The organism is Paenibacillus harenae DSM 16969, assembly GCF_000422465.1.
GTDB lineage: Bacteria > Bacillota > Bacilli > Paenibacillales > Paenibacillaceae > Pristimantibacillus > Pristimantibacillus harenae.
This window is the reverse complement of sequence record NZ_AULV01000023.1, coordinates 33357-45837: the sequence shown is the minus strand read 5'-3', so window position 1 is coordinate 45837 and position 12481 is coordinate 33357. Positions and strand designations below refer to the sequence as shown.

The window sequence follows — 12481 nt, the reverse complement described above, 5'->3', positions numbered from 1 at the left end:
GTTAGGATTCCTGTAGAGCGTTAATTTTGCACTTTGCATAAAAACGAGCGACTCCGGTACGATGGGGTAGTCACGGGTCATAGCCCTTTAGCCATCTTAAGGAGGTCGCTCTATCTTGAATTTTAAAGCTCAAGCCAAACAAAATCAACTGCTCGAACGCATTTCAACCCAGCACCTTGTCGTCGGCATCGACATCGCCCAGCAGTCCCATGTTGCTCGCGCTGTCAACTTCCGTGGAATCACGCTCGGCACTCCGCTTCACTTCTCCAACAACGATGCCGGCTTCAGCCAACTGCTGCAGTGGATGAAAGATATGCAGGAAACGCACCAACTAAACGACACCATCATCGGTATGGAACCAACTGGCCACTACTGGCTCAGCCTTGCTGCCTGGCTCAAAGACAGGAACCTCGAGGTCGTGTTGGTAAACCCTCATCTCGTCAAAAAGAACAAGGAAAACCGCGATAATACTCCCTCCAAAAGCGACATCAAGGATGCCTTGGTTATCGCCGACATGGTGAAAAACGGCTACTACACTGTCATTAAAGAAACCAGTGAAGTGTTCATAGAACTGCGAGTGCTCATGGCGAACCGGGAGACAATCGTCCATCGTCTTGTCAGCGTCAAGAATCAGATCCATCGCTGGGTCGACATTGTGTTTCCAGAGCTGAGGCAGGTATACAAGCACCTCATTGGCTCCGGGTCGCTCGCTACACTGCGTCTCTTTCCAACGCCTGCTGATCTTCAAAAGCTCACCGTTCGCCAGGTAATCGACGGCTGGAAAACAGTCATGAAACGACACAGCGGTGAACGAAGAGCTTGTGAGCTGCTGGCGCTGGCAGCTCGCTCGGTCGGCGCAAAGCATACCGAGAAAGCCTATAAGCTTCATATACAACAGCTGCTGGCCGAGTATGATCTGGCTATGGAGCAGCTGCAGGTAATCGAGGATGAAGTAGCGACTGCCCTGGCCCGGATTCCGCTGGCCAAACCGCTGCTCGCAATGAAGGGGATGAGCATCTTGTCTGTCGCCGGCATTCTGGGTGAAGCTGGCGATCTCAGCGGTTATGCACATGGCAATGCGTTGTTGCGGCATGCCGGTCTCAACCTAGCTGAAGCAAGCTCAGGCAAGTGGAAGGGCCAGATGTCCATCAGCAAACGTGGCCGACCAAGACTTCGGCATGCCCTGTTCATGGCAACCATGGCCCTCATTATGAACGATGAAACGTTTAAACGACAGCACGAAGTAAATGTAAAGACGAAAAGCATGAAGCCAATGCGCTCAGTGATGAAACTTTGCGGCAAGCTAGCTCGTATTCTGGTTGCCATAGCACGCAGCGGTGAAGCTTACGAACCGGATCGAGCTCTTCCTATGAAACAGGTTGCTTAATCGCTTCACGATCAGCACGAAAACTGACTTATTCGCAGGATTTCAAGATTGCACGGAGTACCGGATTGCATTAAACAAAAGGGCATAGACCCGTACCGTTAGGAATACCGGCCTCCACCCTCTGGATAGGCGTAACGAAGGAATGAAAGGGCATAGACCCGTCGAGAAATGGGAGTGAAAGCCTCCGGAGGTACGTGGAGCAGCGTGCAGCAGATCAACAAAAAAGGAGCGAAAACTCGCCCCTTCTGTTCCCGCATGCGCGTCGGTTGCTCATTTTGACGGCTCTCGTCCCATTCAATCCGGATTACGATTCATCCTCTGGTGAAATCCTGCGAATAAGCGAGCATTCGTGAGAAAACTGTATCGTACCGAGGGAGTTTAATGAACCTCTATTATGCATTTGAATAATTAATCGAGACCACTCCTGGTTAACTACGGAACGAAGGAGTACCCCAAGTACCCGAAGAAGAACTTCGGCTCGTGCTCCTAGTTTGTATCCTCCCTTAGTTGAACGAAAAAAAGTATCTTTATATACTAAAAGTGAGACCTTTACATCTAAAGTAATCTTCAACTTGTTTAATTCTTTTCCAATATACTTAACAAGAAGTTCATAACGTCTCTTTAACCATTCAAATGACCTACTCATGATGTTTGTAATTATACATGTATGAGTGATCCGGTAGGACGTCCAAATTTTTTTGAAAATATCCCAACCTTTATTTCGCCTGGCACACTATTTAATTGTCAGGAATTACAGATGCAACTACGGAGGCAAAAGATGGATTCAATTGGGAAGAACGGAAAAGAAGCGGCGGAAGCGATTCGGAGCTATGTCAAACCGATTTTCGGTTTTGCGTTAAACCGGGTCAAGCAGCGGGCGGAGGCGGAGGATCTAGCTCAGGAGATTATGCTGCAGTTGTTGAAATCCTTCTCCGGGGTGCGGGACATTAGATGCCTTGATGCTTACGTCTGGACGGTTGCCCGATACACTTGGGTGAATTGGTTGAAAAAGCGTGCGCACGCTCCCCAAGCGATCGAAATCAACGGCATGTCCGAACTGTCGGCCGCCCCTTCCTGGGAGCCGCTTGACCGGCTGCTGGTAACCGAAGCTTACCGCGAGCTGCGCCGAGAAGTCGCGTTTCTGTCCGACATCCATCGCCGGATCGTGGTCATGCATTACTACGACGAGCTTAAAATCGGCGATATCGCGATTGCTCTGAACATTCCTGTCAACACGGTGAAGTGGCATTTGAGCGAGGCCAAAAAGGAGTTACGGAAAGGGATGAAACGTATGCGTGCAACAGGAACTTTAAGTGTCAATCCGGTCAGCATGGGGGAAATGGGCCATTCCGGTTCGGCCGGCAGACTGGGCGAAACCAACGATTTTCTTGGACGCGCCTTGGCGCAAAATATCGTTTACGCGGCTTATCACAAGGCGCGTACCGTACATCAAATCGCGGAGGAGCTCGGAATGCCGCCGTCTTTGCTGGAAGGCGAAGTCCGGCACCTGGCCGATTACAATTTTCTCATCCAAACCTCTCCCGGCAAATATCAAAGCAATACCATCGTCTGGGACCTCTTCGAGTTGGTCGTAGCCGGTCATCAATTCTGGCAAGATTGCGCCGCCGAAGTGGCCGATGTTCATTTCGACGCGTTAATGGAAGTTCGCCGGCAAGTCGAGGATAGCGGAGTGTACGTTCCGGACGGCGACTATAACTTCCTGCTCTGGACCTTGCTGCCCAAGAACGTCGAGGAGCAATCTTGGCGGAGCATGCCGGCGGGCGACAACTTCGATGCGGTCGCACCAATGCGAAAGGACGGAGGTCAGTATATTGCCTATGCGGCGTTGAACCGGAGCCGCAATGCCGATCCGGGTTTTGATTTGAGTAGTTACGTCACCTTCGGTCCATCGCTCCGCTACGTCGAAGACACTCCCTTATACTTGTGGCAATTCAATACATACTGGAGCGACCGCCAGGTGGATTGGCGTTTCCTGGAATACCGGAATGTCGAGATTTGTCATGCGTTCCAACAAGGGGAACTGCCCGACAACGAAGAGAACAGCGAGCAATATTCGCTCCTGCTGGAGAAGGGGTACATCCGCAAGACGGAGGAGGGGTACAAGTTCAATGCGGTTTGGATCGACTCTCCGCAAACGTTGGATCGGTTGAACAAGGCAATGCCGGATTTGTCCGCTCTGTATGCGCCTGCTGTCGGCAAGCTCTACGATAAAATGCTCAAGCTGTTCCTGCAAAATCAGCCGAAGCATTTGGAGCCGCAGCTTGCTTACATGGTGAGAGGCAACACCGGCGGAGGCCGGCTTGTCGCTTATATTTTGAAGCATTTGATCGATAACGGGAAGTTGAAACCGCCGTTGCCGCACCAGCAGAAGACGATTTCAACATGGATGGGGCCGGTCAAGTAAGTCGGTTCGGAAATGTATACGAAGAATGGCCGTTCCCGGGCGGTGGCCATTTTTACACAAAACTCTGTCTGTCCAACGAAGTGATTAGGACATCGCTATTTCACCACGGCCCCCTCCTGAACGTATGAAAATGATTAAAAACTACCCATGACGCATGTGCGTCATGGGTAGTTTTTGATCTCAATCGTATCTGCCGGATTTCTCCTTTACCTTACGATTTTTAATCTTTCTTGTCCGCAACCAACCGTGAGAGGCCTGATGCTCCACATACTCAGCAGATCTATTCAGCTAAACTGCCCGTTAGCTTAACGAAGTTCCGGTGGTCTAGTCTACATCTTTATTTCAGATTCTAACTTTTTTTCAGTCTACTAATCCTTAATTTTCTTTGAACATTAAGAAATGATCCAACATGGAGAGCAAAAGTACCTTTTTTGAAAACCACCAATATGAAGATTAAGAACAAATAATAATTCCTGAACGAAAAACGGGCCCTAGAAACAATTCTAGAGACTCGTTTTTCATTAGTTCTATTCTTTTTTCTAAAGAAATGGAAATTTACAGTAATCTCAGTACGTATCGTACATTTGTCTTTGACTTATTTATCTTGTAAAACTGTCTTGTTTTATCCTGTAAATTGTCAATTTTTATCTTGTAAACTGTCTAATCTATAACCGTTACTCACACCAAGATATATTAAACAAAGGATGGTTTCCGAACGTCAACCTTACCGCTGACAATTTTAATGTACTCTGCATCCGGACCTTCCACCGTTGGACCAACATACACCATCGGATTTTCGTCTATTTTAATTGAAACGCGAGCTTGCTTTCCATTAGCGGATCTATATGCTTGCGGGGCAGCTGTAACAGAAACCCTACCGCCATTGTATTTCCATCTACGTTTAGAGCCGGCGGGGCACGAATTGCCTCGGCGTCTATTCATATCGAATACCTCCTACCAGATGATAACTTACTAACAGTGTATCTGAACAAGAATTAATCTAGATAACCTAAAAGCTCGTTTAAATCGATTCCAAAACTTTTCCTTAGGGCAATTAATGTTCGGCTGATGGCTTTGTTATATCTTTCTCAATTTCACTTAGTCGTCCTTGTGAGATTCCTAAAAATGACGAGAATTCAACTTGAGTCATTGTTTACGTATCCTTTTAACACGAGTAACGATTCTCTCCGACATTGGCTCCTTCACAAAAGGACCCGATGATCTAATAAAACATCATCGGGTCTTTTTCTAGTTGTTCTAAATTTCTTGTTGATTATAAGAACAATACTTTATTGTTAACTTTCACATAAGAACAACACTTTATTGTAATAAGTCAACATTCACTTGCAAATCATGAATTTAACTTATGTCCAAGTATCAACCAATTCATATCCACATTAAACTTCTTATGAAGTTGTAGCATTGTTTCAACTGATGGATTAAACTTATTTTTCTCCAAATCACTTAAAGTCCCTTGTGAAATTCCAATCATCTGAGAAAATACAACTTGATTGAAGTCATGTGTTTTTCTAATATGTTTTATCCTCTCACCTATAGAATGCATAGTCCATTCCCTTCGCCTTATAAAAAGTGGCCCCGATTATATTGATCATCGTGGGCCACTCTAGGTGATATTTGAACTGCAGCAACTTTATTGAAGATGTCGTCATTCCTTCAGACACCAACATTAATGTCTATACACCAACATTATTGTCTATACACCAACTTTAATGTCATTGTACAAACAAATTCAATTAATCCCCTTATCTACTCCACCGTAACGCTCTTCGCCAAATTTCTCGGCTTATCCACGTCATGCTCCAATGCCAGCGATGCGTAGTAGGAGATTAGCTGCAGCGGTACGACCGACAGGGCCGGCGACAGGATCGGCAGCGTCTTCGGAATAGCGAACAGCTCATCCACGGACTTGCTTACCTCTTCCTCGGAGCCTGCGTTAGCGATACCTAGAACATGCGCGCCGCGCGCCTTCACTTCTTTAATGTTGCTAAGTGTTTTCTCGTACAGATCCTCTTGTGTAACAAGAGCGATTACAGGAATGCCTTCCTCGATCAGAGCGAGCGTTCCGTGCTTCAATTCACCTGCCGCATAAGCCTCGGAATGGATATATGAGATTTCCTTCAGCTTCAGCGAACCTTCCTGAGCGACGGCGTAATCAATGCCGCGGCCAATGAAGAACAGATGCTTATGATGCGAGATGGATTCCGCCACTTGCTTCAGTATGGCGGCCTGCTCAAGAATGCTTTCAACCTGACCCGGCAGCAGCTGCATAGCGGCAATCACTTCTGCGACATAAGATGCATCCTTCGTTCCTAAAGTACTTGCCAAGTGAAGGCCAAGCAGATAAAACGCGATAAGCTGCGACGTGTAAGCTTTTGTCGAGGCAACCGCAATTTCCAGTCCTGCCCAGGTGATCAGGACATGATCCGCTTCGCGGGCGACTGAGCTTCCGACAACGTTCGTAATGGCCAGCACGCGGGCGCCGTTGCGCTGCGCCTCGCGAAGTGCCGCCAGCGTATCGGCCGTTTCACCGGATTGGCTTACAACGATGACGAGCGTATCCCGGGTAATGATCGGCGAGCGGTAACGATACTCGGAAGCTACGTCCGTCTCTACCGGTATGCGGGCAAGCGATTCAATGACCGTTTTTCCGACAAGTCCAGCATGGAAAGCGGTGCCGCATGCTACAATATGCACTTTGGTGATCGATTTAATATAATCAGCCGTCATCCCCAGCTCATTCAGATCAACGGACTTGTTGTCTTCCGAGACGCGGCCGATCATCGTGTCGCGGTATGCCTTCGGCTGTTCGTGAATTTCCTTCAGCATGAAGTGATCAAATCCGGCTTTCTCTGCAGTCACCAGATCCCAATCGACATGAAATATTTCCTTGGAAATAATTTCGCCTTCAGTCGTCATCAGTTCGACAGCATTGCGTGTCAAGACAGCCATTTCGCCGTCGTTCAAAATATACACGTTACGCGTATGCTCCAAAATCGCCGGAATATCCGAACCGATGAAGTTCTCGCCTTCGCCTACGCCGATAACGAGCGGGCTTGCATACCTCACCGCAACAAGACGGTCCGGTTCATGCTCCGTCAGCACGCCCAGCGCGAACGCTCCGCGCATACGCTTCACAGCGCGTTGAACGGCTTCAACGATGTTGCCGTTATACTCATCCGCGACGAGGTGGGATATAACCTCTGTATCCGTCTCCGATACGAATACATGACCTTTCGCGATCAGTTCTTCCTTCAGGTTCAAATAATTTTCGACAATGCCGTTGTGCACGACAGAAAACTTCGCAGAGTTGTCGGTATGCGGATGCGAGTTCAGGTCGGATGGCTTGCCGTGCGTTGCCCAGCGCGTATGACCGATTCCGACAGAGCCTTCAAGCGGCTCTTCGCGCAGCAATCCTTCCAGATTCGCCAAACGTCCTTTGGACTTCGTAATTTCCAGCCCGTTCTTCGTGAAGACAGCGATACCGGCGGAGTCATAACCCCGATACTCCAGCTTCTTCAATCCCTCGAGCAAAATGTCCTGCGAACCGCGATTACCAATATATCCTACTATTCCACACATAATTTAATAAGCCTCCGATATGGTATATTTCCCGTCCAGACCGGATGCCTGCCAATGTGTGGCAAGGGCTAATATGAAGTTGTCACAAATTACCATTCGATGCGGAAAATGTAACCCTTCTGCCCGTGCCCACCTCTCAGGCGGCATCTTGGACATACGGGAGCAATTGATTATTTAATCATTAATCCTCTAGCAGCCTGCCGCACGTTTGTAGGACCGGTCGCCCGGCCGTTTTGCGTTACGGCTTTCGGTTGGCTTGCAAAATACCGGAAGGTCCCCGCCGAATAATTTCGAACACCTTCACCTCGTCAGCTTCCCGTATGAATACCCGCTTCCAGCTCATCTTGCTCAGCTAGGAAGCCGATTATTCATCACGCAAGCTCTGGCGCTTAACCTGCTTAAATAACCCCGATCCTCGCTTTCCTTCTAGAATCATACTTCCTATCATATTCATTTTCATCCCGCTATGCAACCTATTGCTTAAAAATACATGTTTGTCCCAGCCTTATTCGACAGAAAAGGCCGGCCGGCTCCAAAAACCGACAGGCCTTTTACACGAATAAAGCAGGCTTAACCTAGTTCCTTTTTGACGACTGCCGCAATTTCTGCGACGTAAGCCTCAACTTGGTCCTTATCCGGACCTTCGGCCATAACGCGAATCAAAGATTCCGTTCCCGAAGGACGAACCAGGACGCGGCCGTTGTCACCCAGTTCCGCTTCTACGCGCTGAACGGCATTCTCAATGGCTTGATTGCCTTGGTATAAGCTCTTGTCTGCAACGCGAACATTCACCAGCTTCTGCGGATATTTGCGCATGAGGCCTTTAAGCTCGCTCAGCTTCTTGCCCGATGCCGCCAACGTATCCACCAGCTGCAGCGCAGTCAGAATACCGTCGCCCGTCGTAATATGATCGAGGAAAATAACATGTCCGGACTGCTCGCCGCCAAGATTGTATCCTCCGCGGCGCATTTCTTCCATCACGTATCGGTCGCCCACCGCGGTCTGCGCCGTCTTCAAGCCAATCCGCTGTGCGCCCTTGAAGAATCCGATATTTGCCATAACCGTCGTTACGATCGTATCATGGTTCAGCTTGCCAGCCCGCTTCATTGCATCGCCGATCATACACAGAATAAAGTCGCCGTCGACCTCTTCCCCGTTCTCGTCGATCGCAATCAACCGATCCGCGTCCCCGTCGAAAGAAAGGCCGAGATCCGCGCCGTGCTTCACTACCTGCTCGCGCAAATATTCAGGGTGCGTCGAACCGACGCCCGCATTAATGTTCAGGCCGTCCGGCTCCGCCCCTACCGTTATAATGTCCGCGCCAAGCTCGCGAAATACAGCCGGCGCTAGCTCGTAAGCGGCGCCGTTCGCGCAGTCGAGCACGATTTTGAGACCGCTGAACTCCCCTTTAATCGTCGTTTTCAAATAATCGAGGTAACGGTGCTTCGCGCCCTCGTCACTCGTCACTACGCCGATATCTCCGCCCTCCGGACGAGGCAGCTCATCTTTCTCCGCGTCGATCAGCCGCTCGATCTCAAGCTCCGTCTCATCGGACAATTTAAAGCCGTCGCCGGCAAAATATTTAATGCCGTTATCTTCTACCGGGTTATGCGACGCCGAGATCATAACGCCCGCATCCGCGTTCAGCTCGCGCGTAAGATACGCGACGGCAGGAGTCGATACGACGCCCAGACGAACAACGCTGGCGCCAATCGACAATAAACCGGCGATTAGAGCCGACTCCAGCATCGGTCCCGATATCCTCGTATCCAGGCCGATGACTACCTTAGGCTTATTCGCCTTGCGCGTTAACACATAACCGCCGCAGCGGCCGATTTTATAGGCAAGCTCCGGTGTTAACTCCCGATTAGCTACTCCCCGTACGCCGTCTGTTCCGAAATATTTCCCCATAATCATTATGCTCCTTTTGTCATATGCTGCAATTCATATTTTTTCTCTCTCTGCCCGCTTCATCATTTTCAAACCCCGTTTGCGTTGGACCCTCCCGCACCTTCCACGTCTTCGCCGAACGTATCTCCGGGATTCGGAGCAGGATCCGGCGGCTCGGAAGGAGTGCCCTGTACCGGCTCATCTTGCTCTTCCTGGCCTGCATCCGCTGGGACGTTATCTACGATCTCAATGGATACGTTAAGCGAATCGGCATTGCCAAGAACGATCTGAACATAAGCGGGAACATCAACCTGAAGCGGCACGTCGTGCACGCCCGGCTTCAACCCGGCGACGCTCGCCACAATTCGGATCTCATTTGAGGTCAGCTTCGAGATAACCGATTCCGCCCCGCTGACGGTCAAGCTGAACTTGCCGTCTGCCGGAGAGCGGAATTTTGCCGATTGACCGGCCGCCTCCCCTTCAACGATTACCGGTATTCCCGTAAAGTTCCGTGTCACGATAGGTGCAAGAACGACATCAACGTCTATCTCAGCAGGCTCAATGATCCTTATGCCGTCGACCAGCTGCGTCTTTACCTGAACGGTCCCTGATTCCTTCATTTTAGATAAATCAAGCACAGCGCCATCGTATACCTGCAGCCCGTCTAACGACTTCTGATCGCCGTAAACCGTCACTTCATTCACGGCAGGCTTAACCGAAACCAGGCTCAGTCCTTCGGGCAGAGCGCCCGTATAACGGACCTGCAGCGGCACTGACTTGAACGGAGGCGTCACTCTCACCTCGGCATGTACCGTTTCCGGCGATACGATGGCATTCGTCATTTCGACGCCTTCCGTATCATAAACAACGACCTTCGCTTTCTTGTTTACAACTGTTTTGTCCGCGCCTTCTACGGTGAGCTCGGTCGCTACAAGCCCGATACGGCTCATATCATCCTTTGGAAGCGTGACTTGAACCTCCCCTATCGGCGCAATCAGCGTCGGCGTGCCCGCAATAAACCCGTCCGCTGGCTTTCCGTTCACCGCAATTTGAAGCTCGTAAGGCTTCGTCAATATTTCTTCAAGCTGAACGGTCACGGTACGCGGTGACATCTCCACCAACTGAATCCCTTTAGGCAAGTCCAAGATCAAAGGCAATTCCTGTAAGCCGGGCTTCACGTCTTTCAGGTCCACCGTCACGGGATAATCTTCGATCGATGCAGCGGCCAGCAGATCGGAGATTTTACCCTCTACGACGATTCGCACGACGGTTGGCTCCATCGCCGTTAATGCGAACTTTTCTTCGTCATATCCCACAGGAATGATTTTAGCCGCTTCTATAATTTTCGTATCTATACTTGTCGTAACCGTCTGCGGCGGCAATTCGGGATCAATATGTACGACCGCCCACAGCAATAATCCAAGAATAACCGAAATAATTTTGAGCGCAGTCGGGTGACTCAGCCATTTATCCATCACGGCCTCCTTTCCGCTTAAAGAACGAAGTTACGGTCATGCGCTCTTTATTAGGCCCGTTCGTATTTGGCGTCAGCTCATCGAACAGCTTCGAGATTAACGACTCCTCGTTAATGTCCCGCACGATCATGCCTCCGAGCGAAAGCGATATTTGACCGGTTTCCTCCGACACCGTTACGGATATGGCATCCGTAACCTCGCTTACGCCAATCGCCGCGCGATGACGCGTACCCAGCTCTTTGCTTATAAAAGGATTTTCCGACAGCGGCAAGTAGCAGCCCGCGGCCATAATTTGATTGCCCCGAATAATGACCGCTCCATCGTGCAGCGGCGTATTCGGAGTAAAAATATTAATTAACAGCTCCGATGTGATCTTCGATTCCATCTGAATGCCCGATTCAACCAGCTCGCTTAATCCGGTGCTGCGTTCAAATACGATAAGCGCCCCGATCTTCCTCTCCGCCATGAAACGAACCGCTTTGATGACGCCGTCGATCTGCTCGCTCACGACATTGCGCTCCTGCGCGTAGGAACGCGCAAAAAGCTTGCCTCGCCCAAGCTGCTCGAGCACCCTTCTCAGCTCCGGCTGAAAAATAATGAGCACGGTGAAAATCCCGAGCGTAAACAGCTGATTCATCAGCCATTTCAGCGTGTACAAATTGAACCAGGTGCTGAGCGCCCACACCGCGACAAGCAGAAATATCCCCTTAAGGAGCTGGACGGCTCGCGTTCCGCGAACGAGCAAAATCATTTTATAAATTATAAAGCTGACGATGCCGACATCGATAATGTCCTTTATATATTCATGCCAGGTTAATTCCGAGAAATAACTCATATGTCAACCCCCAACAACCCGTTTGCCTTAAAACTATTATCGGATTTCAACTTTATTATTTTCTAGATATGGTCCGGGAAACCCTCTTTTTATAAAAAAAATAAAAAAAACGCCTCCCCTATACGAAGGGAGGCCGCCTGCATTATCGAGCGCTGCCGCCAAAAGTTTGCGTTACCTTATACCAGAACCAATCAAGCGCCTGATCAATGGTTCTGCTTTGTCCGGCTATATAGCCCGTAGAGGCCAGATTCAGCTCTCCGTCAATAACGGTTACGTTGCCGTCCACCTTGCCTTGAACGTCGGCCGTTCCATTCTCAACCGTCAGGTTGCCTGTTAAATGCGCCCCTTCGGGCACAATTACGGTGTTTCCTTCTATAACGACCTGCTGAAGATCTTCGCCCGCTACGATCAGCTTGTTATCCTCTTCCCACATGGTGAAGAAGCTTCCCAGCATCACGAGGGCAAATACAGCTGCCGCGGTGACGCCCGGGTACCGGTAGATAAAACGAACGAATCTGTTCCGCTCTTTGCTTTGCTGCTTCGGAAGCTGCTGCATGATACGCTGTGTCAGTTGCTCAGATGCCTTCTTGTCATAACCCGCGGCAGGCTTAATCGCTTCTAAAGTCTGGAACGCCGCGGCGTCCGTCTTCTGGAGCAGTTCAAACCGACTGCGGCAAGCCGGACATGAGGCCAAATGAGATTTTAACGCAGCGATGTCTTCACGCGGCAGCTCGCCGTCCAAATAGTCATGCATCCATACGATGGCGACGTTGCAATTCATAGCAGCCAGTCCTTTCTTCCGTTGCTCGCGCATTAGTTCTATTCTCGCTATTAGGATACGTTGCATGCGAGGAGGATGTTTCACTTTT

Annotated in this window: 9 protein-coding genes; 2 read left to right on the top strand and 7 right to left on the bottom strand. The window is 49.7% G+C overall.

The window, feature by feature from the left end; all coding sequences use genetic code 11:
* Positions 1 to 115: 115 nt before the first annotated feature.
* Both H581_RS0108905 and H581_RS0108900 read left to right on the top strand, forming a co-directional pair.
* Positions 116 to 1387, top strand: coding sequence for an IS110 family RNA-guided transposase (locus H581_RS0108905; protein ID WP_028609720.1), 1272 nt, complete (start codon positions 116 to 118; stop codon positions 1385 to 1387).
* Positions 1388 to 2165: 778 nt separating this feature from the next.
* Positions 2166 to 3812, top strand: a complete 1647-nt coding sequence (locus H581_RS0108900) for an RNA polymerase sigma factor (protein WP_028609719.1) — start codon at positions 2166 to 2168, stop codon at positions 3810 to 3812.
* Positions 3813 to 4866: 1054 nt separating this feature from the next.
* On the opposite strand, the gene H581_RS39610 is transcribed toward H581_RS0108900, so the two are convergent.
* The 7 genes from H581_RS39610 to H581_RS0108865 form a co-directional block, all read right to left on the bottom strand.
* Positions 4867 to 4962, bottom strand: a complete 96-nt coding sequence (locus tag H581_RS39610) for a helix-turn-helix domain-containing protein (protein ID WP_156889533.1) — start codon at positions 4960 to 4962, stop codon at positions 4867 to 4869.
* 201 nt (positions 4963 to 5163) lie between these two features.
* Complete coding sequence (locus H581_RS39605) at positions 5164 to 5376, bottom strand: helix-turn-helix domain-containing protein (RefSeq protein ID WP_051250584.1); 213 nt, start codon at positions 5374 to 5376, stop codon at positions 5164 to 5166.
* A 203-nt stretch (positions 5377 to 5579) separates the two neighbouring features.
* Positions 5580 to 7412, bottom strand: a complete 1833-nt coding sequence (gene glmS, locus H581_RS0108885; RefSeq protein WP_028609718.1) for a glutamine--fructose-6-phosphate transaminase (isomerizing) — start codon at positions 7410 to 7412, stop codon at positions 5580 to 5582.
* 570 nt (positions 7413 to 7982) lie between these two features.
* Positions 7983 to 9323, bottom strand: a complete 1341-nt coding sequence (glmM, locus tag H581_RS0108880) for a phosphoglucosamine mutase (protein ID WP_028609717.1) — start codon at positions 9321 to 9323, stop codon at positions 7983 to 7985.
* Between the two features lie 68 nt (positions 9324 to 9391).
* Complete coding sequence (locus H581_RS0108875) at positions 9392 to 10777, bottom strand: CdaR family protein (protein ID WP_028609716.1); 1386 nt, start codon at positions 10775 to 10777, stop codon at positions 9392 to 9394.
* On the bottom strand, positions 10770 to 11612 hold the full coding sequence (cdaA, locus tag H581_RS0108870; RefSeq protein WP_028609715.1) for a diadenylate cyclase CdaA: 843 nt from the start codon (positions 11610 to 11612) through the stop codon (positions 10770 to 10772). Before cdaA ends, H581_RS0108875 begins: the two co-directional genes overlap by 8 nt.
* A gap of 142 nt (positions 11613 to 11754) precedes the next feature.
* Entirely contained in the window at positions 11755 to 12426 is a 672-nt protein-coding gene (locus H581_RS0108865) for a zf-HC2 domain-containing protein (protein ID WP_245599987.1), read from the bottom strand.
* Between the last annotated feature and the right edge of the window lie 55 nt (positions 12427 to 12481).

What these genes read in the sequence shown, in the direction of transcription:
- glmM (WP_028609717.1), bottom strand. Translation starts at nt 9,323, where the DNA reads ATGGGGAAATATTTCGGAACAGACGGCGTACGGGGAGTAGCTAATCGG.
- cdaA (WP_028609715.1), bottom strand. Translation starts at nt 11,612, where the DNA reads ATGAGTTATTTCTCGGAATTAACCTGGCATGAATATATAAAGGACATT.
- glmS (WP_028609718.1), bottom strand. Translation starts at nt 7,412, where the DNA reads ATGTGTGGAATAGTAGGATATATTGGTAATCGCGGTTCGCAGGACATT.
- H581_RS39610 (WP_156889533.1), bottom strand. Translation starts at nt 4,962, where the DNA reads ATGACTCAAGTTGAATTCTCGTCATTTTTAGGAATCTCACAAGGACGA.
- H581_RS0108875 (WP_028609716.1), bottom strand. Translation starts at nt 10,777, where the DNA reads ATGGATAAATGGCTGAGTCACCCGACTGCGCTCAAAATTATTTCGGTT.
- H581_RS0108865 (WP_245599987.1), bottom strand. Translation starts at nt 12,426, where the DNA reads ATGCGCGAGCAACGGAAGAAAGGACTGGCTGCTATGAATTGCAACGTC.
- H581_RS0108900 (WP_028609719.1), top strand. Translation starts at nt 2,166, where the DNA reads ATGGATTCAATTGGGAAGAACGGAAAAGAAGCGGCGGAAGCGATTCGG.
- H581_RS39605 (WP_051250584.1), bottom strand. Translation starts at nt 5,376, where the DNA reads ATGCATTCTATAGGTGAGAGGATAAAACATATTAGAAAAACACATGAC.